General features: G+C 44.4%; 22 protein-coding genes and 1 riboswitch. Of the genes, 13 read left to right on the top strand and 9 right to left on the bottom strand.

From position 1 onward, the window contains the following. Nucleotides 1-161 precede the first annotated feature (161 nt). Nucleotides 162-267: riboswitch (SAM riboswitch) on the top strand. Nucleotides 268-332: 65 nt separating this feature from the next. Both L2D08_RS02820 and metC read left to right on the top strand, forming a co-directional pair. Continuing rightward, entirely contained in the window at nt 333-1,433 is a 1,101-nt protein-coding gene (locus L2D08_RS02820; protein ID WP_242232213.1) for a methionine biosynthesis PLP-dependent protein, read from the top strand. An 8-nt stretch (nt 1,434-1,441) separates the two neighbouring features. Beyond that, nucleotides 1,442-2,587 carry a cystathionine beta-lyase gene (gene metC / locus L2D08_RS02815; RefSeq protein WP_242232212.1) on the top strand — a complete coding sequence of 382 codons (1,146 nt, stop codon included), beginning with the start codon at nt 1,442-1,444 and terminating at the stop codon, nt 2,585-2,587. A 40-nt stretch (nt 2,588-2,627) separates the two neighbouring features. Here the strand turns inward: metC and L2D08_RS02810 are convergent, their stop codons facing one another. From L2D08_RS02810 to L2D08_RS02795, 4 genes are all read right to left on the bottom strand, one after another. Continuing rightward, nucleotides 2,628-2,879, bottom strand: coding sequence for a GlsB/YeaQ/YmgE family stress response membrane protein (locus L2D08_RS02810; RefSeq protein ID WP_050181614.1), 252 nt, complete (start codon nt 2,877-2,879; stop codon nt 2,628-2,630). Nucleotides 2,880-3,031: 152 nt separating this feature from the next. Then, the gene (locus tag L2D08_RS02805; RefSeq protein ID WP_242232211.1) at nt 3,032-3,277 is read right to left on the bottom strand and encodes a hypothetical protein; all 246 of its coding nucleotides are present in this window, start codon (nt 3,275-3,277) and stop codon (nt 3,032-3,034) included. Then, nucleotides 3,255-3,464, bottom strand: coding sequence for a hypothetical protein (locus tag L2D08_RS02800; RefSeq protein ID WP_242232210.1), 210 nt, complete (start codon nt 3,462-3,464; stop codon nt 3,255-3,257). Before L2D08_RS02800 ends, L2D08_RS02805 begins: the two co-directional genes overlap by 23 nt. A 76-nt stretch (nt 3,465-3,540) precedes the next feature. Continuing rightward, nucleotides 3,541-4,758, bottom strand: coding sequence for a NupC/NupG family nucleoside CNT transporter (locus L2D08_RS02795; protein ID WP_242232209.1), 1,218 nt, complete (start codon nt 4,756-4,758; stop codon nt 3,541-3,543). Nucleotides 4,759-4,929: 171 nt separating this feature from the next. Here L2D08_RS02795 and L2D08_RS02790 point away from each other — a divergent pair, with 171 nt between their 5' ends. The 4 genes from L2D08_RS02790 to L2D08_RS02775 all read left to right on the top strand — a co-directional run bounded on the left by L2D08_RS02790 (nt 4,930) and on the right by L2D08_RS02775 (nt 12,073). After that, nucleotides 4,930-6,501 (top strand): peptide chain release factor 3, encoded by a 1,572-nt coding sequence (locus L2D08_RS02790; protein WP_242232208.1) that lies wholly within the window; start codon nt 4,930-4,932, stop codon nt 6,499-6,501. A 128-nt stretch (nt 6,502-6,629) separates the two neighbouring features. After that, nucleotides 6,630-9,704: an efflux RND transporter permease subunit gene (locus tag L2D08_RS02785; RefSeq protein ID WP_242232207.1), complete on the top strand. Its 3,075-nt coding sequence runs from the start codon at nt 6,630-6,632 to the stop codon at nt 9,702-9,704. A gap of 246 nt (nt 9,705-9,950) precedes the next feature. Next, nucleotides 9,951-10,736, top strand: coding sequence for a TerC family protein (locus L2D08_RS02780; protein ID WP_242232206.1), 786 nt, complete (start codon nt 9,951-9,953; stop codon nt 10,734-10,736). Nucleotides 10,737-10,846: 110 nt separating this feature from the next. Beyond that, a complete protein-coding gene (locus tag L2D08_RS02775; RefSeq protein ID WP_242232205.1) occupies nt 10,847-12,073 on the top strand; it encodes an NAD(P)/FAD-dependent oxidoreductase in 1,227 nt (408 codons plus the stop codon). Between the two features lie 35 nt (nt 12,074-12,108). On the opposite strand, the gene L2D08_RS02770 is transcribed toward L2D08_RS02775, so the two are convergent. Both L2D08_RS02770 and L2D08_RS02765 read right to left on the bottom strand, forming a co-directional pair. Continuing rightward, a complete protein-coding gene (locus L2D08_RS02770; protein WP_242232204.1) occupies nt 12,109-13,854 on the bottom strand; it encodes a B12-binding domain-containing radical SAM protein in 1,746 nt (581 codons plus the stop codon). After that, the gene (locus L2D08_RS02765; RefSeq protein WP_242232203.1) at nt 13,851-14,852 is read right to left on the bottom strand and encodes an acyltransferase family protein; all 1,002 of its coding nucleotides are present in this window, start codon (nt 14,850-14,852) and stop codon (nt 13,851-13,853) included. Before L2D08_RS02765 ends, L2D08_RS02770 begins: the two co-directional genes overlap by 4 nt. A gap of 174 nt (nt 14,853-15,026) precedes the next feature. Here L2D08_RS02765 and L2D08_RS02760 point away from each other — a divergent pair, with 174 nt between their 5' ends. The 3 genes from L2D08_RS02760 to L2D08_RS02750 all read left to right on the top strand — a co-directional run bounded on the left by L2D08_RS02760 (nt 15,027) and on the right by L2D08_RS02750 (nt 18,790). Then, nucleotides 15,027-15,464, top strand: a complete 438-nt coding sequence (locus L2D08_RS02760) for a MarR family winged helix-turn-helix transcriptional regulator (protein ID WP_242232202.1) — start codon at nt 15,027-15,029, stop codon at nt 15,462-15,464. A gap of 64 nt (nt 15,465-15,528) precedes the next feature. Next, nucleotides 15,529-16,137, top strand: a complete 609-nt coding sequence (locus tag L2D08_RS02755) for a CPBP family intramembrane glutamic endopeptidase (RefSeq protein ID WP_242232201.1) — start codon at nt 15,529-15,531, stop codon at nt 16,135-16,137. Between the two features lie 514 nt (nt 16,138-16,651). Next, nucleotides 16,652-18,790, top strand: coding sequence for an ATP-dependent Clp protease ATP-binding subunit (locus tag L2D08_RS02750; RefSeq protein ID WP_242232200.1), 2,139 nt, complete (start codon nt 16,652-16,654; stop codon nt 18,788-18,790). A gap of 38 nt (nt 18,791-18,828) precedes the next feature. Here L2D08_RS02750 and L2D08_RS02745 read toward each other — a convergent pair whose 3' ends face one another. Beyond that, on the bottom strand, nt 18,829-19,008 hold the full coding sequence (locus L2D08_RS02745) for a YkvS family protein (RefSeq protein ID WP_069939554.1): 180 nt from the start codon (nt 19,006-19,008) through the stop codon (nt 18,829-18,831). A gap of 172 nt (nt 19,009-19,180) precedes the next feature. On the opposite strand from L2D08_RS02745, the gene L2D08_RS02740 reads away from it, so the two are divergent. Together L2D08_RS02740 and L2D08_RS02735 are read left to right on the top strand one after the other, a co-directional pair. Further along, nucleotides 19,181-19,375 carry a hypothetical protein gene (locus tag L2D08_RS02740; RefSeq protein ID WP_242232199.1) on the top strand — a complete coding sequence of 65 codons (195 nt, stop codon included), beginning with the start codon at nt 19,181-19,183 and terminating at the stop codon, nt 19,373-19,375. A gap of 12 nt (nt 19,376-19,387) precedes the next feature. Further along, a complete protein-coding gene (locus L2D08_RS02735; protein WP_242232198.1) occupies nt 19,388-20,122 on the top strand; it encodes an SDR family NAD(P)-dependent oxidoreductase in 735 nt (244 codons plus the stop codon). Here L2D08_RS02735 and L2D08_RS02730 read toward each other — a convergent pair. After that, nucleotides 20,119-20,499 carry a PilZ domain-containing protein gene (locus tag L2D08_RS02730; RefSeq protein ID WP_242232197.1) on the bottom strand — a complete coding sequence of 127 codons (381 nt, stop codon included), beginning with the start codon at nt 20,497-20,499 and terminating at the stop codon, nt 20,119-20,121. The genes L2D08_RS02735 and L2D08_RS02730 overlap by 4 nt on opposite strands. A gap of 144 nt (nt 20,500-20,643) precedes the next feature. Between L2D08_RS02730 and L2D08_RS02725 the strand changes: the two genes are divergently transcribed. Both L2D08_RS02725 and ptsP read left to right on the top strand, forming a co-directional pair. Continuing rightward, entirely contained in the window at nt 20,644-20,910 is a 267-nt protein-coding gene (locus L2D08_RS02725) for a phosphocarrier protein HPr (protein WP_242232196.1), read from the top strand. A 2-nt stretch (nt 20,911-20,912) separates the two neighbouring features. Beyond that, nucleotides 20,913-22,634 carry a phosphoenolpyruvate--protein phosphotransferase gene (gene ptsP / locus L2D08_RS02720; protein WP_242232195.1) on the top strand — a complete coding sequence of 574 codons (1,722 nt, stop codon included), beginning with the start codon at nt 20,913-20,915 and terminating at the stop codon, nt 22,632-22,634. Between the two features lie 150 nt (nt 22,635-22,784). Here the strand turns inward: ptsP and L2D08_RS02715 are convergent, their stop codons facing one another. Beyond that, complete coding sequence (locus L2D08_RS02715; RefSeq protein WP_242232194.1) at nt 22,785-23,936, bottom strand: aminotransferase A; 1,152 nt, start codon at nt 23,934-23,936, stop codon at nt 22,785-22,787. Nucleotides 23,937-24,021: the final 85 nt, after the last annotated feature.

Raw genomic sequence — 24,021 nt, 5'->3', positions numbered from 1 at the left:
AAACCAGAAACTGATTTAAATTTTCTGAAAATTTATTTTTGTATTGTATCGCTTTTCAGAAGGGTTGTAAATAGAATCGGGCAAAAAATGTCCCGATAAATAAAAGGGTTGTGTTCTTTTCTTTTTTACTGTACATTTAGAAAATAAGATCAATTAAACAAACCTTATCAAGAGAAGCGGAGGGACTGGCCCGACGATGCTTCAGCAACCGGCCGTATCGGCAAAGGTGCTAAATCCAGCGGACTGACACCGTCCGGGAGATGAGAAGAAGTGTAAAAACAAGCCTTCTTCCATGGAGGCTTGTTTTTTTTATATTAAAAGGAGCGATAGAAATGACAAATATTGAAACAAAGCTTGCCCAACTCGGCAACCGTACAAACAATCCAACTGGAACAGTTAATCCGCCTGTTTATTTTTCAACAGCTTACCGCCACGAGGGAATTGGCATGTCAACAGGCTATGACTACGTGCGGACAGGAAACCCAACCCGCGAGGTCGTCGAAAAAGCGATCGCTGACCTTGAAGGAGCAGATGCAGGATTTGCTTTTTCTTCCGGCATGGCCGCTATCCATACTTTAATGTCTTTGTTTGAGCCGGGTGACCATTTCTTAGTATCAGCTGACTTGTACGGCGGCACGTACCGCTTATTTGAAAAAGCCTGGAAAAAGTTTGGCCTCGACTTTACATATGACAGCTTTGAATCATTGAGTGAAACAAAAAAATTGGTAACTGAGAAAACAAAAGCGGTCTTTTTGGAAACGCCGACCAACCCGCTTATGAACGAAATCAGCATCAAAGCCGTTTCTGATTTTGCAAAAGAACACGGTCTGCTGCTCATTGTGGATAATACATTTTATACTCCAGTGCTGCAGCGCCCTATTGAGCAGGGTGCCGATATTGTTCTTCACAGCGCCACGAAATATCTTGGCGGGCACAATGACCTGCTGGCCGGCTTAATTGCTGTAAAAGGTGAAGAACTGGCGGCTCGCGTTTTTGACTTTCAAAATGCAATCGGTGCCGTGCTCGCGCCATTTGATTCCTGGCTGCTTGTCCGCGGTATGAAAACACTCAGCCTGCGTATGAAGCAGCATACAGAAAACGGTCAAAAAATTGCGTCATTTTTAAAAGAGCATGATGATATTACAGACGTTCTATATCCGGGACAGGGCGGTATGCTGTCATTCCGCTTACGGTCAGAAGAGTGGGTGAATGCATTCCTGCAAAACTTGCAGATTATTTCCTTTGCGGAGAGCCTGGGCGGAGTAGAGAGTCTTATGACATATCCAGCCACGCAAACCCACATGGATATACCGGAAGAAATCCGTGTTGCAAACGGCGTCTGTAACCGGCTTTTACGTTTTTCAATCGGGATCGAACATGCGGAGGATTTAATTGCAGATCTCGAGCAGGCATTTCAAAAAATGAAGGGATGAACAACGAGTTGAGCGACTATACATTTCAAACCAAATTACTTCATAACAATCATAAATTTGATCCAAATACCGGCGCGGTCAGTGTGCCAATTCAGCATGCATCTACGTTTCATCAGTCTGACTTTGATTCGTTTGGCCAGTATGATTACAGCCGGTCCGGCAATCCGACTCGTGAAACGCTAGAAGCAGCAATTGCTGAATTGGAAGGCGGCGTTCGTGGTTTTGCGTTCGCTTCAGGTATGGCGGCTATCTCTACAGCGTTTATGCTTTTGTCAAAAGGCGACCATGTAGTGGTGACAGATGACGTATATGGCGGCACGTTCCGGATGGTTACATCCGTGCTCACACGCTTTGGCATTGAACATACATTTGTCGATATGACAAATCTGGATGCTGTTGCTAAAGCTATTCAGCCGAATACAAAAGTGCTTTATATGGAAACGCCGTCTAATCCGCTGCTCAAAGTAACCGATATTGAGGGCGTTGTGAAACTCGCTAAAGCGAACGGATGCCTGACATTCTTAGATAACACTTTTTTGACTCCTTATTTGCAGCGGCCCATTGAGCTTGGTGTAGATCTTGTTCTTCATAGTGCAACCAAATTTTTATCCGGGCACAGCGATGTGCTGGCCGGTCTCGCTGTAGCAAAAGATGAAGAATTAGCTGCTCAGTTTTATGCGCTGCAAAACTCGTTTGGAGCGGTGCTTGGTGTTCAGGACTGCTGGCTTGTGCTGAGAGGCTTAAAGACATTATCAGTCCGGATGGAGCAGTCACAAAAAGGGGCAGCTGAAATTGCTCATTACCTGGCTTCCCACCCAAAAGTAAAGCATGTGTATTATCCGGGACTTGCTGAGCACCCAGGCCATTCCGTTCACTTCCGCCAGGCAGCAGGCGGCGGCGCTGTGCTGTCATTTGAATTAGAAGATACAGATGCGGTACGCCGTTTTACTGCCCGCGCAAAAATTCCAGTATTTGCGGTCAGTCTTGGTGCGGTTGAATCTATTTTGTCATACCCGCCAAAAATGTCCCACGCGGCTATGCCCGATGCGGAACGGGACAAGCGTGGCATTCGAGACGGATTGCTGCGTCTGTCCGTTGGTCTGGAATCTCCAGATGATTTAATCCGGGATTTTGAACAGGCTTTTCAAGACTAATGCAAAAAACGTCATCCTTTTTAAAAGGATGACGTTTTTATTAAGCGTGACGCATTTTTTTAAGAATAAAGCTTACAATGGCAACAAGGATGATAGCGCCGATTAAAGCCGGAATAATGGCCATTCCACCGATGGTTGGTCCCCAATCACCAAAGATTGCGCCGCCAATCCATGCGCCAATAATACCTGCAATAATGTTGCCGATGATTCCGCCTGGAATATCCTTACCTAGAATAAGTCCTGCTAACCAGCCGATGATTCCACCGACAATTAAGAAGATAATAAATCCCATGATGTTTTCCTCCTGGTAAAGTTATTTGTAATGCTTTGATGGTTTATGTATTCCCGATATCAAATAGATCAAACCAAAAAAATGAATAAAAATTAATTGACAATATTTTCACAGTCAGGACAAAAGAAAAAGAAAGAGCGATCGCTCTTTCTTTAGTATTTCCGAATGGTAAAATCACATTCACCTTCGAGTGCTTTAATCAGCGGGCCGAACCCGCTGGCTTCATCTATTGCACGCTGATCAAGCAGTTCATTAAATCGGCCTCCGTAAAATTTCACATGAAGCATAATGCTGAGGCGGCGGCCGCCCCTCTCAGGGTTTTTCGATACATCAACCTGTGCACCAACATCAACAAACGTTTCGTCTGCATGATCATCAATGCCGGCAGCCTGCTGCACGGCGTTTTGATAGCAGGCAGCAATTGAAGCGCCGACCAAATAACTCAGGATAGTTTGTCCGCAGCTGTTCCTGACCGCCGAATATGGATGGAGTGGTCAGCTCAAGGTTCAGCGATCCTTCCTCTGTCCAGACGCTTCCTTCCCACCCGCCCTTTGCATTAACGGTCACACTATAGACCGGTTCCATTAAAGATCGCTCCTTTTCGGGTCGGATTGAGTTTCTTCTATCATTTCCCGCGAAAAGAAACGGAACGGCCAAACAATTAAATAAGCATACCGGCAATCGCAGCGCTGAGCAGGGAAGCAAGAGCCCCCGCTATAACTGCTCTTAAGCCAAGGCGGGCAATGTCAGGACGGCGTGATGGCGCTAAGTTGCCGAGCCCCCCTATTAAAATGGCCAATGAAGAAATATTGGCAAACCCGCAAAGAGCAAAGCTGATAATCGCGACTGTTTTCGGCGTCAGGTCGTCGATTTGCGGGCCAAAGTTGGAGTAAGCAACAAATTCATTTAAAACCAGCTTTTGTCCAATAAAGCTGCCGGCCGTGACAGCTTCCTGCCACGGAACACCGATGGCAAACGCAATTGGGGCGAAAAGGTAACCGAGAATCATTTCAAGTGAAAGTCCGTTTAAGCCAAACCAGCTGCCAACCAGTCCGAGCAGGCCGTTGATCAAGGCAATAATCGCGATAAACGCCAGCAGCATAGCGCCAATGTTCAAAGCCAGCTGAAGACCGACGCTTGCTCCTTTGGCGGCTGCATCAATCACATTTACCGCATCTTCATCTGATTCCATTTTAAACTCTTTCGGTTCAGGCACATCCGACGTTTCTGGAAGAAACAGTTTTGCCATGACAAGTCCAGCCGGTGCAGCCATAAAGCTTGCCGCAAGCAGGTACTCAAGAGGCACGCCAAGAAGGGAGTAGCCAATCAAAACAGAGCCTGAAACCGATGCAAGACCGCCTGTCATGACTGCAAACAATTCTGATTCCGTCATCTTTTGAATATAAGGTCTTACTACAAGCGGTGCTTCAGTCTGCCCGACAAAGATATTAGCGGCGGCTGACATGGATTCTGCTTTACGGGTACCGAGAAGCGATGATAGAAATCCGCCAATGATTTTAATGAAAAACTGCATAATGTTTAAATAGTACAAAACAGAAATCAAGGCCGAGAAAAAAATAACGACCGGAAGAATGTTTAAGGCAAATACATATGTAATACCAGATTGTTCTGTATAAAATCCGCCAAATAAAAAGTTGATTCCTTCATTTGCATAGCCAGTGATCGCATTGACGACTTCCGTCAGCTTCAGCATCATTTTTTGCCCGAAGCTCCATTTTAAAACAACAAACGCAAAAACAAGCTGGAAAGCAAGCCCCCCTAATACAGTCCGCCAGTTGATACGCTTTCGATTGGTCGAGAAAAGAAATCCAATCCCTAATACGATTACAATCCCAAATAGTCCCCAGAGGAACGACATTTTAAACACTCCTTTAATTTTCTTTACACATCCACATCTGACTAGTTTATAATTAACAGCGTTGGCTATTCAACTGTTTAGAAAAAGACGCAACATTAAAATAATACTTACTTATATAGCTTATCTGATTTAACAGAATATAAATGTGTAAGGAAAGAAAGGAAGAACAGAATGGCATCATTTAAAGAAGATGTATTATCAAGACGAACGTTTGCAATTATCTCTCACCCGGATGCCGGGAAAACGACAATGACAGAGAAATTGCTTCTATTCGGCGGTGCAATCCGTGACGCCGGAACGGTAAAAGGAAAGAAAACAGGCAAATTCGCTACATCTGACTGGATGGAAATAGAAAAGCAGCGGGGGATTTCCGTAACCTCTTCTGTTATGCAGTTTGCTTATGAAGGATACAATGTAAACATTTTGGATACACCGGGTCACCAGGATTTCTCGGAAGACACGTACCGGACGCTGATGGCGGTTGACAGTGCCGTGATGATTGTCGATGCGGCAAAAGGGATTGAAGCCCAGACACTCAAATTATTTAAAGTATGCCGCATGCGCGGCATTCCGATTTTTACATTCATTAATAAATTGGACCGCCAGGGGAAAATGCCGCTTGAACTGCTGGAAGAGCTTGAAGAGGTGCTCGGCATTCAGTCGTATCCGATGAACTGGCCGATTGGGATGGGGAAAGAGTTTTTTGGCATTTACGACCGTTATAACAAGCGGGTTGAACAATTCCGCACAGAAGAAGCGGACCGTTTTTTGCCGCTTGATAAAGAAGGGCATATTGCGGTTGACCATCCTATTAAAGAATCTTCTCTTTACACAGAAGCGATGGATGATATTTTACTGCTTGAAGAAGCAGGCAATGAGTTTTCGCGGGAAAAAATTAATTCAGGTGAATTATCACCCGTCTTCTTCGGCAGCGCACTGACAAACTTCGGCGTACAGACATTTTTAGAGACGTACCTGCAGTTTGCGCCGCCGCCGCAGCCGCGCAATGCTGACGCAGGAGAAATTGATCCGCTGAATGAGCAGTTTTCTGGCTTTATTTTTAAAATCCAGGCAAATATGAATCCAGCTCACCGTGACCGGATTGCTTTTCTGCGTATTTGCTCCGGCAAATTTGAGCGCGGTATGGCGGTTACACTCGCCCGGACAGGAAAAACAACAAAGGTGTCCCAGTCCACACAATTTTTAGCGGACGACCGCAGTACGGTCAATGAAGCGGTTAGTGGGGACATCATCGGACTATACGATACTGGAACGTACCAAATTGGCGATACCCTTACAGGCGGCAAGCCGATTTTCCAATTTGAAAAGCTGCCTCAGTTTACTCCGGAGCTTTTTGTGAAAGTGGCGGCGAAAAACGTGATGAAGCAAAAAAGCTTCCACAAAGGAATCGAGCAGCTTGTACAGGAAGGCGCTATTCAAATGTATAAAACGGTCCGTACAGAAGAGTATATTCTCGGGGCTGTCGGGCAGCTCCAATTTGAAGTATTTGAGCACCGGATGATCGGCGAATACAATTCAGAAGTGCGCATGGAGCCAATCGGCCAAAAAATTGCCCGCTGGATTGAAAACGAAGAGGATATTACCGATGCCATGTCGTCTTCGCGCAGCACGCTTGTGCGCGACCGTCATGGCAAGCTTGTATTCCTGTTTGAAAACGACTTTGCGCTCCGCTGGTTCCAGGATAAGCACCCAAATATCCGCTTATATAACTTAATTGGATAATTTCTTTTTAAAGAAGCCTTGTTACAAGGCTTCTTTCCTTTTGGCCATAAAAGTGTTCAATTTGGTCAGCGGGCCGATCATTCGGTATAGTTAAAGAAGAATCAGTCAAGAAAGAAGGAGGAAGCAGGTTGAAGTTAAGCCGATTTTCGATTGACCGCCCCGTGTTTACGACGGTCATTATGTTTTTAGTCATTATTCTCGGAATCGTTTCCTTAACCCGGATTCCGTTAAAATTAATCCCGGATTTAAATCCGCCGATCGCAGTAGTGGTAACTAATTATGAAGGGGCCGGCCCGAAGGAAGTGTCGGAAAAAGTAACCAAGCCGCTTGAAACAAATCTGGCCACTCTTCCAGGTATAGAAAATATCTCATCGACCTCTCAGGAAGGATCCAACTTTATTTTGCTTGAATTTTCCTGGAGCACAAGTATCGATGATGTTCAGAACGATGTACTGCAGCGGATTGGGCAGACACCTATGCCAGACGGTGCAGGGGAACCCCAGTTGTTAAAATTTGATCCATCACAGTTTCCTATTATTCAACTGTCCCTTCAGGCAGGAGCAGAAGAAGACCTTGAACGTCTGGCGGAAGCGCTGCAAACGAATTTGTCTTCCGTAGAAGGCGTGGCGAATGTATCGGTTACAGGAACAACAGCAGACGAAGTTATTGTAGAGCTTGATGAAGAAAAATTAGAGGAATATGGGCTGGGACAATCTGACGTTGTTCAATTAATCGGTGCCAATAACGTATCACTTCCGGGCAGCACAGTGGAAACAGAAGGGAAGACGCTGACTACGCGTGTTATCAGCCAGTTAACCTCAGTGGCAGACATTAGAAATTTAATCATTTCTATTAACCCGCTTACTGGAGAAGAAATAAGCATAGCCGATGTGGCAGCTGTTCAAAAAAAACCATTGAATGAAAATTCCATTACACGAGCGAACGAGCAGCCGGCTGTTTTATTAAGTGTTCTTCAGGAATCAAATGCAAATACAGCAGAAGTATCAAAGAGATTCCAGGAAAAGCTGGATGAGCTCCTGGAAAAAGGCGAATATAAATCCGTTCAAGCCGATATTTTAACAGACCAGGGAGATTATATCCGGCTGGCAATCGGAAACATCGCCAATTCTCTCGTTGTTGGCGGAGCGCTGGCCATGGCGGTGCTTTTCTTCTTTTTACGAAACATCAGAAGCCCGCTTATTATTGGAGTAGCCATTCCTTATTCCGTTATTATTACGTTTGTACTTATGTTTTTGGCTGGGTTCAATTTGAATATTATGACCCTGGGTGCTCTTGCCCTCGGGATCGGAATGCTCGTTGATAATGCCATCGTGGTCATTGAAAACATTTACCGGCACCTGTCAATGGGGAAGGATTCAAAAACAGCTGCTTATGACGGCGCTAAAGAAGTCGGTGCGGCGATTATAGCTTCTACTTTAACGACCGTTGCTGTTTTTCTGCCTGTTGTGTTTATCTCCGGGATTCTCGGTCAGATTTTCAAAGAATTCGCTTTAACCATTTCCTTCAGCTTGCTGGCTTCACTTTTCGTTGCTTTAACCGTGATACCGATGCTGGCCAGCCGCTTTTTAAAAACAGTACCAGCCGATTTGGAAAGGAAGCGCCAACAGTCACGCCGGCTGATGTTATTTGAGAGAGCGGTGAGATGGTCACTCGCACATCGGCTGATTGTCCTTGGTACAGCACTGACATTGCTTGCTGGAGGTGTATTCGGATTAACGAAAGTGGGAACGCAGTTTTTACCCCCAACCGATGAAGGATTTGTAACGGTTCGGGTAGAGACGGAAAATGGAACTTCTCTTGAGGAAACAAACCGCGTGGTTAGAGCTGTTGAAAAAGTGCTGGCCGGTGAGCAGGATACACAGGTATACGTGAGTTTGATTGGATCGACGCAGGAAGGATCATTTCGTGGAGGAGACAGTGCAAATGAAGCCGAACTGTATGTGAAAATGAAAGAAGATCGGAACCGGTCTATTTTTGACTTTGTAGATCATGTGAAGCCAGCCGCAGAGAGAGCTGCAAAAGAAGTAAATAAAACAGCGGATGTAAGGTTTAATCTTCAATCTGCATCTGGAACTACTCCGCAAACGTTGTCTTTTAGCGTACGGGACAGTGATAAAACCCGTCTTGATCGTGTAGTTGAAAAGCTTCAGTCGGAAGTAGAAGCAATTGATGGTGTAACAGATGTACGAACAGATCTGGATGAAACGGTTCGCGAAATACAAATAACGGTCAACCGTGAAAAAGCCCAAGCAGCTGGATTTGCGCCTGCTCAAGTAGCGCAGCTCATTAATGACGCAACACGCGGCGTGTTTGCCACACAGATTATCGAAGAAGAATCCTCGGAAGTAAAAGCGGTTTACGTCCGGTACGATAAAGATGTAACAGCAAATTTGGAAAAATTAAAGAAAATGCTTGTTAAAACACCAGCCGGCAACTTTTTGGCTCTTGAAGCATTAGCAGACATTCAAGTAACAAAAGGACCTGTTAACATTCGGCATATTGATGGACAGGATGCCGTTCAATTTACGGTTACTTATGCAGCATCTCAAAATCTGGGAGACATTTCTTCGGCTGTAGATGAGAAAATTGCCGGCCTGCACTTATCGGATCAAACCGTTGTTTCATACAGCGGAGACCAAGAGCTTTTGGATAATTCAAAGGATGATATGATTATGGCAATGGTGCTGGCTGTCGTACTTATTTACATTGTTATGGCTGCCCAGTATGAATCATTTAAATATCCGTTTGTGATCATGTTTACAGTACCATTAATGATTATTGGAGTAGCGTTGTCGCTTATTATGGCAAAATTGCCAATTAGTATCCCCGCGGTAATTGGTATTTTAATTTTGGTCGGTATCGTCGTCAACAATGCCATTGTAATTGTTGATTATATTTTACAGCGAAAAGAAGAAGGATATTCTGGCACAGAAGCCATTGTCCAGTCGGTTAAAGACAGGGTTCGTCCAATATTAATGACAGCTCTGACAACCATTCTCGGGCTCATTCCGCTTGCATCAGGAATTGGTGATGGGACGGAAATCAACCAGCCGATGGGGATCGTTGTAATCGGCGGTTTGGTTTCCAGTACGTTTTTAACGCTTTTCGTTATCCCGGTTGTGTTTAGTTTTTTTGACCGGGGAACAAAAAAAGAAAAAAGTTTACAAACTAAAAAAAATTGAATATACTAATATTGTGAAAAATAAATTTCTTTGACGAATAGTCGAAGGGGAGTAGCGTTAGGTGCAAACCTAAAGCAGTGTCGTCACTTCATGGATTTGATCTATATCCATCGGCGCTGCTGGCATGAAGGAAGACCACACATGCTTAGCGAGACCTTTGTCTGTAATCTATTACAGGCAAAGGTCTCGCTTTTTTTTGTTTTCTTCATGCCCGTTTTAAACCATTATTGGAAGGAGATGGGTAAAATGGATACAGCTTTGTTACTAGAATACGCATGGGTGCTCGGTGTCCTCATTATTTTGGAAGGGATCTTGGCAGCGGATAATGCAGTTGTCATGGCCGTTATGGTTAAGCACCTGCCGAAGGAGCAACAGAAAAAAGCACTGTTTTACGGATTGATGGGGGCTCTTGTTTTTCGCATTGCGGCACTGTTCCTTATTTCGTTCCTCGTCAAAGTATGGCAGGTACAGGCGATTGGCGCTCTTTACTTGTTCTTTATCTGCGTCAGTCATTTATATAAAAAATGGAAGGAAGACAGAAGGATTGAAGGACACGGACTCGAAAAGGATTTGCGCGGATCTTCTTTTTGGATGACTGTTTTAAAAGTAGAAATAGCGGATATTGCGTTTGCCATTGATTCGATGCTCGCGGCTGTAGCATTGGCGGTTACACTTCCGGAAACAGGCTGGGGCCAGATTGGCGGTATCGATTCCGGACAGTTTTTGGTAATGTTCCTTGGCGGTTTTATTGGCGTTGTTATTATGCGCTTTGCGGCTACCTGGTTTGTCCGTCTTCTGCAAAAATATCCCACGCTCGAAACAGCCGCATTTTTAATTGTCGGCTGGGTCGGCGTGAAGCTGGCAGTCTTTACATTGTCTCATCCGTCTCTGGCAGTACTGGATGAGCATTTTCCCGAATCAAAACCGTGGAAGCTCGTTTTCTGGGGTGTTCTCCTGGCAATTGCTGCAGGCGGTTATTTAATTGCCCGGGCGAAAGGGCCTGAACAAAGCAGTGAAAATGCCAGCGCTTAAAGCAAAAAACAAAAAAACACATCGAATGTCACAGTTCGATGTGTTTTTTTGTTTGAAAACAATGTTTTAGGCGTATAGATAGAGACGGATAAGAAAAAGGAGATACAGCTATGGATTTAAAATCAGGAAGTGTGTACTGGCCGGAGACATTCGAAGAAGCGCCCGCTTATCCATCTGTAAAAGAGGATATAGAGTGTGATGTCGTGATTATCGGTGCAGGTGTATCCGGCGCCTGTACCGCTTATGAATTAAGAAACACCGGCTTTGATGTCGTGCTTGTTGAAAAACGGACAGTGGCCGCGGGAAGCTCAAGCGCAAATACAGGCTTACTGCAGTTTGCCAATGATCAGCTTCTGTATGAGGCGATTCGTTCATTTGGCAAAAGGGCAGCAGTTGATCATTATTGGCGCTGTTTTAATGCGATCCGTTATCTTGAGAATGATATCGCCCCGTCGCTGCCGATTGATCCGGACCTGACCATGCGCAGCAGTTTATTTTTCGCGAGCTGTGAAGAAGATATCGGCAAAATACAAACAGAATACGCAGCTTTAAAAGAAGCCGGGTTTGATGTTGACTATGTGGAAGGAGAGGGAATGAAAAAATGGGTTCCTTTCAGCCGGCCGGCAGCTATTATTGCAAAAGGCGACGCAGAGGTTAATCCGTTAAAGCTTACCCATGGACTTGTAAGAGCGGCTGCCAAAGAAGGGGTCCGTGTTTTTGAGCAAACAGAAGTGAGTTTAAAAAAAGCGGATGAAGCCGGTGTCGTTCTGCGAACAAAGGACGGCCATTTACTCAGGGCAAAAAAAGCCGTTTTTGCCCAAGGGTATGAAACGCAAGAAACGGTAAAGGACCCAAATGCAGTCGTCGAAAGCAGCTATGCAATTATAACCAATCCCGTAGAGGATTTATCGTTTTGGAAGGATGGCGTCATGATCTGGGAATCCAACCGTCCTTACTACTACGCCCGGACAACAGCAGACCGGCGCATTGTAATCGGCGGACTTGATGAACCGGCTTCGGAGGGAAGTGCGCGTGACCGAAAAATGCCGGCAAAGACGGAGAAGCTTGTTCAAGAAGCTGAGGCATGGTTCCCATCTTTAAAAGGAAAAATACGCGCGGAGTACAGCTGGAGCGGATCGTTTGCCCATACGCAGGACGGGCAGCCCATCATCGGCCGGTACAGCCATATGCCCAACTGCTTGTTCCTGCTTGGCTATGGCGGCAACGGAGTGGTGTACAGCTTGTTTCTGTCCCGTCTGATCGCCCGATTTTTAATGGGAGAAAGGGATGCGGCTTTTTCATTTTATTCAAAAGAGCGGTTTTATGAACCAAAGTAAAAAGCGGCAGGCCGGGAAGGCCTGCCGCTTTTGGTTTAAATGGCTGCTGTTAAACGGGACGGAAAAAAGTAGGACGAAGAACCGGCACCGTTTGGCTGAAAGTAAACAAGCAGCCAGCCGTCTTCTTGAACCCAGGCACCGTTTCGTTTTTGCATTGTAACGGGCTCCAGGATCGTATGCTTATGCAGTTCTTTTTCGCGAAGTCCAAGAGATGCGAACGACTCACCGGCAAGAAGCGGGTGGGCGGCAAGCTGCTGATAGATCGCTTTCCGCTGGGCAGACTCGTCGGTATTCCACCAAGGCTTACGGGGCTTAAAGCGCTGATTGGCTAAATAATCATACTTCATAATACTCTCCACATGAGCCGCGTCATTCGGATAAGCCGTCCGCACAAACGAATCCAGCCGTTTAAATAAATCCTCCAGCTGGTGGCCGATACGGCTCCAGCCGTTCGCTTCCCAGAAGGCACCGAAATCCTGAAAGAAGTCAAACGGTGTTTCGGCGAGATGGCGTGTAATATAATCAATGGTCTCGTCGGTCCGGTGATCGTTCCAGTACTTTTCAAGCACGTCTTCCGTTTGTTTAATACGAATGACTTCATCGAATGGAAGCACCCGGTTTGACAGCATTTCATACGGCGCTTGATCCATGTACTGATAGCCGTATTGAGGAGCGCTCAGGCGCAGACCCGTTCCGCGAAGCAGCTTTAGGAAGCCAAGCTGCAGCTCTTCCGGCCGGAGGGCAAATACGTCGTTAAACGTATTGCGGAATGAATCGTAATTTTCTTCCGGCAGGCCGGCGATCAAATCAAGGTGCTGCTCAATTTTGCCGCCTTCCTTTACCATCGTCACGGTACGTACTAGTTTTTCCCAGTTTTGTTTTCTCTGAACGAGCTCGTTTACGCCGTCATTGGTCGACTGCACCCCGATTTCAAAACGAAACAAACCGGCCGGGGCATTCTCGTTTAAAAATTGAATCACTTCCGGGCGCATGATGTCGCCTGTAATCTCGAATTGAAATACAGTACCGGGCACGTGCTCATCAATGAGAAACTGAAACATTTCCATTGCATAGCTGCGGCTGATATTAAATGTCCGGTCAACAAATTTAATGGTTTTAGCCCCGTTTTTCATCAGAAAACGAATATCGTCTTTTATTTTCTCGCGGTCAAAATAACGCACGCCGGTCTCAATAGACGATAAGCAGAATTGGCAGCGGAATGGACAGCCGCGGCTTGTTTCAATATAGGTAATCCGCTTAGACAGCGAATCCAGGTCTTCTTCAAAGCGAAACGGGGAAGGCAGCTCGCGCAGGTCAATTTTATTCGTCTGCGGCTGAATACGCTGTTTGCCGTTTTCTTTGTAGGCAAGGCCGGGCACTTTGGAAAAGTCGCGCTCTCCCGCCAGCTGGTCGAGCAGCATGCGGAACGTTTTTTCTCCTTCACCGATCGCAATAAAGTCCACATCTGTAAGCCGGTCCAGCCAGTATGGAACATCATAAGTCACTTCCGGACCGCCAAAGACAATTGTACACTCAGGCAGTACTTTTTTAATCATGCCGGCTACGCGGATCGTTTCTTCAATGTTCCAGATGTAGCAGCTGAAGCCGATCACATCTGGTTTGTGGCTGTACAAGTCGGCTACAATATTCATGGCAGGATCTTTGATCGTATACTCGGCCAGCCGGATACTATAGGCATCCTCACAGTAAGATTTCAAGTAACGGATCGCTAAATTAGTATGGATATATTTTGCATTTAATGTGCAGACAGTAATATTCACGATTTATTCTCCTTTTTAATGAAAAAGCTGGGGCGTTTCAGCTCCAAAAACGGGCGGAACAGGGCGGCTGTCCATGGAGACGCCAGGGCAAAGGTTAAAACAGCGGCAATTCCAAGCAAAACAAGCAGAGACGGCGGCAGTTCCAGTGTTTCTACACGACGTGACGACTGAACAAAAAAGCCATGCAGCAAGTACACGTATAATGTATTGCGTCCCCATGAGGTAAAGAAAAAGACTTTATGCGGCACAACGGAAAGAAAAAAAGCAATCATGACGATATTAACAGCATAAACAAACAATCGTAAAAGCAAACCATCTGTTCCGTCAGCGCCAAGCGCCGCGTACGATTGGGAGCCAAACAGCCACTCAATCTGCATCGCTGTATGGGTGTAGCAGTATGCAAACAGCCCGGCTGTAAAAAGAAACAGCGGAATGCGGGACCGCATGCGGAACAAGGGCTGGAACCATTCTTTTTTTGCATAATAGCCCGCTAAAAAGAACGGGAAAAACACAAAAGTCCGGCCGATGCTTAAAACAGTCAGTGATTCATTAACCAATCCGATTCCAATACCGGCTACTACCGAAAGGATAAGCGCAATGAACGGATTTTTCAGCCATTTAACGGTGCCTAAAAGCAATACGTGCCAAAGGAACAAGCTCATTAAAAACCAAAGCGACCATTCAGGGATCAGCAACCTTACAGAAAGAGCTTCTTCATGGTCGATCCAAAAATAAAAAACCGAATACACACATTGAAAAATAAGAAATGGAATCAGCAGTTTTTCAGCCGCTTTTTTAATATAGCCCGGCCGCTTTATGTTCTTGGCGAAAAAGCCGGAAATCAAAATAAAAGCTGGCATATGAAAAAAATAGATTACCATATAAAGAGCATAAAGAAACGGACTGGTGTGAATATATGGACGAAGAAGATGGCCAAATACCACCAAAAAAATAAGAAAAAACCGAACATTGTCAAAATAATTATCACGTTTTTTCAATAAGATCACCTGTTTAATAGAGTAAACACATGACGTTATTATACACGACCGAGAAAGGAAATCGACAAAAACCGCTGTGGAAATTGTGGAAAATCACAGCTTCCTGCTTCCAAAAGGAAGCAAAAATGTGTAACGTATAAATGAAGAAATGAATAGACAGGCAGGGGAATAATAATGAAAGAAAGTGAAAAATCGTTAAAATTATTTATTGTGCTATCGCGCGCATATAAAGTGGTAAACGAGCAGGTTAATGGATTTATTCAAAAGTCCGGCCTTAATCCGACAGAATTTGCCGTAATGGAACTGTTGTATCATAAAGGGCCTCAGCCGCTTCAGCAGATCGGCGGGAAAATCCTACTTGCAAGCGGCAGTATTACATACGTTGTGGATAAGCTTGAGAAAAAGCAGCTGCTAAAACGGGTAGCCTGCCCACACGACCGGCGCATTACCCATGCCGCTATCACGGAAGCAGGAACGGAATTGATTGAGCACATTTTTCCAGTGCATGAGCAAAATATTCATGATCTGGTAAGTGTGCTGTCGGAAGAAGAAGTCGAACAGGCAACGGCCATTTTAAGAAAACTAGGGCTGTCTATTAAAAACTTGTCGTAACGCTTTTGCCGAATCTGAGTTTTATATGGTAAAATAACTCGGATTAAGGAAAGGAGCTTTATGAATGGCACTATGGAAAGACTGGCGCTTTATTCTTGGAGTGGCAGCGGCATACATTCTTTTATATGTAACTTTCTTGGATAAAGATATTTTTTGGTATATTTACACAGCAGCTACTTTGTTTTTTATTAGTATTTCAATTATAAGCGAGCCTATAGATGACCAGCAGAATACAAACCGGTTTATGCTATACGGTATCTTGTCTGGGGTTGTTTTATACGCACTCTTTGCGGCCGGATATGCACTGCTGAAGCTGATGCCTGTATCGGCAGAGGAGCATGTTTCTTCTATCTATGCTTTATTCAGCCCCGTATTTATTTGGCATTATATCGTTCTTGTGCTGATTATCATTCCTGGAGAAGAATTGTTTTTCCGGGGATTTATCCAAAAACGCCTCGGCCGCTATATGAACAAGTGGGCAGCTATGGTGACAGCGGCACTGTTTTATGCTTCTGTTTTTGTTTTTTCCGGTGAATGGCTTTGGATGATGGCAGCTTTTTGCGGCGGCTTGTTTTGGGGAAGCTTATATATATGGCGCAAAAGCATACCAATGCTGATTATTTCTCACTTAATCTTTGATTTGCTTTTTGTTGTTTTTTTACCGCTTGCATAAAGCGCCTTTTTGGCGCTTTATTTTTTTTGAAAAAGTGCTTGAAAGTCAAAAAAGGTCAAAGTATAATAAGTATATGGTCAGAGATGGTCAAAGTTAAATATAATAAATACTCGCGAAACCTTTTAGATCAATTTGCAGGAGAGCCAAAAGCCAGAGGAAGCAGTTTTCTCTTGAGGAAGCTGAACTTGCTTTTGTTCTCCTTATGCTTGCTCGTGCTGTTTTCCTTAGGCACATCATATTGAGCAGAAAAGTTGAAAGTCAAAAAGGTCAGTTTATAATAGAGTTATAGTCAAAGATGGTCAAAATTAAGAGCAACGAAACATTCAAACCTTTTTAAACGAACTTGCAATGAAGGGCAAAAGCAGAACAGGAATCCATTTCTTCTATGTAAGTTGAACTTTTCTTTGGTTGCAGCCATTTATGGTGAGCAGAAAAGTTGAAAGTCAAAAAAGGTCAAATTATAATAAAGATATAGTCAAATATAGTCAAAGTCAAAACAAAGGGGATGACGTGGATGAAATGTCAAAAATGCCAGCAGCATCGTGCGAATGTGCAAATGAATGTCCGTGTCAATGGTCAATCAGCACAGTATCATTTATGCGATGCATGCTTTCAAAAAGAAAAACAAACTATGGGAGGAATGAACATGAATTTTGGATCATTCGGTTTTCCATTTGATGAGTTTATGAAAGGAATGCAATCACAAAATCCGCAGCAGGCAATGAAGCAGCAAGTACCGCCAGCTGAAGCGGGACGCGGAGGCGGAGGGATTCTCGATCAATTCGGACGCAATCTGTCCTCACTTGCCAAAGCCGGATTAATTGACCCGGTGATCGGCCGCGACAAAGAAGTTGCGCGTGTGATTGAAATTTTAAACAGAAGAAATAAAAACAACCCTGTTCTGATTGGGGAGCCTGGTGTTGGTAAAACAGCGATTGCAGAAGGACTTGCTCTTTACATTGCAGAAGGACGAGTGCCGGCGAAACTGACAGGCAAAGAAGTATATGTGCTGGATGTTGCTTCCCTTGTTGCCGGTACAGGTGTGCGCGGGCAATTTGAAGAGCGTATGAAACAAATTATTGAAGAAGTAAAAACACGGAAAAATATTCTTCTTTTCATTGATGAAATTCATCAGCTGGTTGGAGCGGGGTCAGCAGAAGGCTCTATGGATGCCGGCAATATTTTAAAACCGGCTCTTGCCCGCGGTGAAATGCAATTGATTGGTGCAACAACATTAAAAGAATACCGTCAAATCGAAAAAGATGCAGCGCTTGAAAGACGCTTTCAGCCGGTGCAAGTTGCGGAACCAAACGTAGAAGAAACGATTCATATTTTAAAAGGTCTGCAGAAGCATTATGAAGACTTCCACCAGGTTACTTACACTGAAGAAGCGATTCAAGCGTGTGCCGCTCTGTCACACCGTTATATCCAGGACCGGTTTCTGCCGGACAAAGCAATTGACCTTCTTGACGAAGCGGGTTCTAAGTTAAACTTGACCATTGACCCGTCTGACACAGCTTCTATACAAGAACAGCTTTCCAAGGCAGCAAAGCGTAAAGAAGAAGCTCTGCAGAAGGAAGCATATGAAGAAGCAGCAAAATGGCGTGACGAAGAAGCTGCGCTGGAACAAAAACTGGCTCAAGGCGGTACAGCGGCTGAGGCACCAACCGTCACAGCAGAAGTGATTCAATCATTAATTGCAAGCAAAACAGGCATTCCGGTTGGAAAGCTTCATCAAGATGAACAGCTTCAAATCAAACATCTTGAAGAAAATCTTGCCGGTAAGGTAATTGGGCAAAAAAGAGCCGTTCAAAAAGTGGCGAAAGCGATCCGTCGCAGCCGTGCGGGCTTAAAAGCGAAAAACCGCCCAATTGGTTCATTCCTGTTTGTCGGACCAACAGGGGTTGGTAAAACAGAATTAACAAAAACATTAGCAGAAGAGTTATTCGGCTCTAAAGAATCCCTTATTCGCCTGGACATGAGTGAGTTTATGGAGAAACACAGTGTGTCTAAACTGATTGGTTCTCCTCCGGGATATGTGGGATTTGAAGAAGCAGGTCAGTTAACAGAAAAAGTGCGCCGTAATCCATACAGCATTATTTTGCTTGATGAAATTGAAAAAGCGCACCCTGATGTTCAGCATATGTTCCTGCAAATAATGGAAGATGGCAGATTAACAGACAGTCAGGGACGGACGGTAAGTTTCAAAGAGTGCGTTATTATTATGACAAGCAACGCTGGTGTCGGCAGAAAAAATATAACAGTCGGCTTTGACAAGCAGGCTCAAAAATCCGATGATTCTATTCTTGACTCATTGTCTGATTTCTTCAAGCCAGAATTTCTAAACCGTTTCGACGCGATTATCGAGTTTGAAGCGCTCGGCAAAGAAGAGCTTATCCAGATTGTTGATCTGATGCTCGGCGACTTGAATGATATGCTTGCGGAGCAGCAAATGAAAATTAATGTGGATGCAGCAGTAAAAGAAAAGCTGGCTGAGATTGGCTTCAATCCTCAATTTGGGGCACGGCCGCTTCGCCGGGCAATTCAAGAGCATATTGAAGATGCAATCGCTGATTTTATGATCGATCATCCAGATGCTTCGCATTTAAAAGCAGAAGTTAAAAACGGCCAAATTACGATTCAGTCAGTGTAAATAAACAAAAGAGCGGATTCTAGAATCCGCTCTTTTTTTCATGCATGGACGATGATATAATTTTTATGGTTAACGACTGTTTTTTCTTCTAATTCGCGCTCATCGAAATCTTCCATTATTGTCAAATCAACAATGACGGAGTTTTCATTTACTTTTTCGACGATCCCGCGTAGGCCGTCTTTAAATTCAATAATGTTGCCGACTTCTGCTTTAGTCATCTGTTTCGCTCCTTTTCGACAATTGACGATACCATTTTCTCTCGTTTTCTTTTATAATGAAAACGTTAGCGAAAGGTATTAAAATAAATTTTGCCTTATTTTTTGAAAATAGTAAAGGATTTTACACGGTGTTGTGTTAATTTTTCGACTATTTTAATAGGAGGTGAAGAGCTTGACTGCAGAAGAAGCTGCGGGATATATTGAAAGCCTTCGCAATGGAACTGTTGCACGTGTACACATTGAACGAAATGAATTTCTTTCGTTTCGGCAGGTGCTTATTCAACAGGCTGACTTTAAACATTTCCGAGGCATTGCCAAACACGGTGGTCACACTGAATATGAATATATGAAAGCGCCTCGAAGCTAAAGGAGTGGAAGCATGTTCAAGAACAAAACCGTCATCGTAACAGGCGGGGCGAATGGGATTGGCAGAGCAACAGCCTATGCTTTCGCCACAAAAGGTGCCAACACAATTATTGTAGATATGAAAGAGGAAGGCCGGACAGTTGTTCAGGGATGGAAGCAATCCGGCTATAACGCGGCGTTTTATTGTGCGGATGTAGGAAATACAGACAAAATGGCAGAATTGTTTGCGCAGATTAACCAGGAATACGGCGGCATCGACATCTTAATTAACAATGCAGGAGTTTCTTCTTTTGGCTCTATCTGGGACATAAAGAAAACAGACTGGGACAAAATAATGACCACTAATGCAGCAAGCGTCCTGTTTTGTTCCCGCGAAGCCGCCCGTTATATGAAAAGCGGCAGCGCCATCGTGAATATGTGCTCAACTCGGCAAAGTATGTCAGAGCCTCATACAGAATTGTATGCAGCGTCAAAAGGAGCCATTTATTCGTTGACTCATGCGCTTTCCGTGACATTAGGTGAGAACGGAATACGGGTAAACAGTATCAGTCCCGGCTGGATTGAAACGGGTGACTACACGAAACTGCGGCCGGAAGATCATGCCCAGCATCCAGCAGGCCGGGTCGGCAGGCCGGAGGATGTAGCCAAAGCCTGTTTATATCTTACCGACCCGGAAAATACTTTTATAACCGGAGAAAATTTGGTTATTGACGGTGGAATGACGCGCAAAATGATTTATGTTCATTAACGTTTCGACTTTTTCAATTGCTCTTTCGCGTACTTTTTAAGCGAATCAATAATCTGGTTTTTCAATGCGTCGTTTCCGTCGCTTTGAACACCGTAGTGATATACGCTGCCGGCTTGTCGCTGCCGAATCATTTTTCCTGGAAAAGAAATAAGCGTACCAGCCAGCTGAAAAGTAAAAACGAGAATCGGATCGACTGCTGGGTCAAGAGCCTCTTTTGAAGCCGCTTTTAATCCACTGGGGCTGATATCGAGGATAACAGCATCAAACGATTGAACTTTTTTTCTTTCACCTGGACCGGTGGACTCGAATACCTCGCAAACCGCTGGAATTGATTCGGAAAAAGCATAGCGAAACGCTTCTTGTCTTTTATAATACATGCCAAAAACTCCTTACGCTTGTCTATATTTGTCTATTTTAAAAGATAAAGGGAGAAGCAGCAACTTGAAAAAACTCGATCGTTGAGAGAAATGAAATTTAATGCTATTCTCTATGAAGAAAAATGTATGAAGGAGAGACGACCCATGTCTAAAAAAACTTTTACAGTAACAGCAGACACAGGCATCCATGCACGTCCTGCAACGCTGCTTGTTCAAACAGCAAGCAAATACTCAAGCGATATAAATCTTGAATTTAACGGCAAAACAGTGAACTTAAAATCCATCATGGGTGTAATGTCACTTGGAATTGGCAAAGGTGCTGAAATTACGATTTCAGCAGAAGGCAGTGACGAAGAAGCTGCACTCCAAGCGATTGAAACACTACTCCAAAACGAAGGGCTGGCAAACTAATAATGGCAGCGATATTAAAGGGAATTGGCGCATCAGACGGAATTTCATTTGCAAAAGCTTACCGCTTAATGGAACCAGACTTAACAGTTGAGAAAAAGGATGTAGCAGATGCTGCAGCTGAAGCGGAACGTTTCCGCGCAGCGCTGAAAAAATCAGAAGCGGAACTTGAAGTAATCAAAGAAAAAGCACGCAAGGATCTAGGAGACGACAAAGCCGCTATTTTCGAAGCTCACCTGCTTGTATTAAACGATCCAGAACTTACTGGACCAATTGAAGACAAAATTAAATCCGAGTCTGTGAACGCAGAATACGCGCTTCAAGAAACAGCAAACATGTTTATCGGCATGTTTGAAGCGATGGATAATGAATACATGAAAGAGCGCGCAGCAGATATTAAAGATGTAACAAAACGTGTACTAGCAGCGCTTCTTGGTGTAGACCTTCCAGCACCTGCTTTGATTGCAGAGGAAGTCGTTGTCGTTGCAGAAGATTTAACACCTTCTATGACCGCTCAGCTGAACCGTGAATTCGTTAAAGGATTTACAACAGATATCGGCGGCCGTACGTCTCACTCTGCGATCATGGCACGTTCATTGGAAATTCCAGCGGTTGTTGGAACGAAAAACGCAACAACAGATATTCAAAACGGTGATATGATTATCATTGATGGTCTTCAAGGGGAAGTACACATTAACCCGACGGAAGAAGTAGCAGCAGAATACAAAAAACGTGCAGAAGCATACGCGCAGCAAAAAGCGGAATGGGCGAAGCTTGTAAACGAACAAACGGTTACAGCGGACGGCCGCCACGTTGAGCTTGCTGCTAACATTGGGACGCCTGCAGACCTTGAAGGGGTAAAAGCAAATGGCGGAGAAGGCGTTGGCTTGTACCGTACAGAATTTTTATACATGGGCCGCGATAACCTGCCTACAGAAGAAGAGCAATTTGAATCTTACAAAGCTGTTTTAGAAGGCATGGAAGGCAAACCGGTCGTTGTTCGCACATTGGATATCGGCGGTGATAAAGAGCTTCCATACTTGAACCTGCCGCATGAAATGAACCCGTTCCTTGGTTTCCGTGCGATTCGCCTTTGTTTGGAAGAGCAGGATATTTTCCGTACGCAGCTTCGTGCCCTGCTTCGCGCGAGCATTTACGGAAACTTGAAAATCATGTTCCCGATGATTGCGACTGTAAACGAATTCCGCCAGGCAAAAGCCGTTCTTTTAGAAGAGCGTGCAAAACTTGAAGCAGAAGGTGTGAGCGTTGCGGAACACATCGAGCTTGGCATCATGGTGGAGATTCCATCAACAGCTGTTATTGCTGATTTGTTTGCAAAAGAAGTAGACTTTTTCTCAATCGGTACAAACGACTTGATTCAATACACAATGGCGGCAGACCGTATGAACGAACGTGTATCTTACTTGTACCAGCCGTACAATCCGTCTATCCTGCGTCTTGTTAAAATGGTTATTGAAGCGGCGCACAAAGAAGGCAAATGGGCTGGCATGTGCGGTGAAATGGCCGGAGATGAAACAGCGATTCCATTGCTTTTAGGTCTAGGCCTTGATGAATTCTCAATGAGTGCCACATCTATCCTAAAAGCACGTGCGCAAATGAAACATTTGTCAAAAGCAGATATGGAAGAGCTTGCAGCAAAAGCAATTGAAATGTCGACAGCTGAAGAAGTTGTAGAACTTGTTCAATCCATCAAAAAAAATTCATAAAAAAGGTGTAAAAGTAGAAAAAACGGGAATGATATAAACGTAACCAGTTTTTCATTCTCCATTTCTCTCACTTTTTGCCCGGGCGATCGCTGTCCGGGCCTTTTTTTATGAAAAAAAGCAGAAGCTGCATCACAGCTTCTGCTTTATTCATTAAAGTGTTCTTAAAAATTGTTCGATCCGCCGCAGCCCTTCTTCAATTTCCTCCACACTGCATGCATAAGACAAACGGAACCAGCCTTCCCCCGCATCAGAAAAAGCACTGCCGGGCACAACCGCTACTTTATAATTTTGAGCTAAAGTTAAACAAAAATCAAAAGAAGAGCCGATATAAGCTGTAGGTACTTTTACAAAAAAGTAAAAGGCACCATCAGGTTTGACCGTTTTTAGTCCGAGCTCCTGCAGTTTCTCAAGGGTGAAATCACGCCGCTTTTGGTATTCGCTGCGCATAGGCAGCGCATCATCCATGCCGTCGGTCAGGGCGGCAGCCGCTGCTTTTTGTGAAACAGAAGAAGCACAGGAGACGTTGTACTGATGGACTTTTAAAATGTGCTGTGTAATAGACTGCGGCGCAAATAAAAGCCCAATCCGCCAGCCGGTCATCGCATGTGACTTGGATAAGCCGTTTACGACAATCGTTTGTTCCGGCAAAAAGGACGCAATGGAGACGTGAGGACGTTCATACACAATTTCGCTGTAAATTTCGTCTGCTAAAACGAAAAGCTCATATCTTTTTGCCAGCGCCGCAATATCTTGAAGCTCCTGTTCCGTTAAGCTGACGCCAGTCGGGTTTGAAGGATAAGGAAGAACGATCACTTTTGTTTTTTTGGATATGTATGGCTCGATTTTGTCGGCAGTCATGCGAAAATCATTATCGGTTACATTTACCATCACCGGCTTGGCACCGCACAAGTGAATAATAGGCTCATAACCGGGGTAAACAGGACCTGGGAGAATCACTTCATCACCCGGTTCCAGAGCAGCCCGCAGTGCAATGTCGATCGCCTGGCTTGCCCCAACAGTCACAATCACTTCAGTGTCCGCACTGTAAGAGACTCCATACTTTTCCTTATAAAAACGGACAGCAGCTTCCTTTAGCTCAGGCAGCCCGCTGTTTGGCGTATACACGGTCGCATTTTGCTCGATAGCACGGATACCGGCTTTTTTTACATGATCAGGAGTGTTAAAATCCGGCTGGCCGATCGTAAGAGAAATCATTCCTTCCTGGGTACCGACGAGGTTATAAAACTTGCGGATACCCGAAATTTCAATGCTTTTCACACGTGTGTTCAATCGATGTTCCATTTATAAACCACCTTTTTCTTATCTAATATTATTATAATGTAAATTTTTGAATTAAATATTAAAGAATTATAAACTTTTCAATCAT

It is taken from the genome of Domibacillus sp. PGB-M46 (assembly GCF_022668875.1).
Taxonomy (GTDB): Bacteria; Bacillota; Bacilli; order Bacillales; family Domibacillaceae; genus Domibacillus.
Note: the sequence above shows the minus strand (reverse complement) of the source record. Positions and strands in the feature narration are given on the sequence as shown.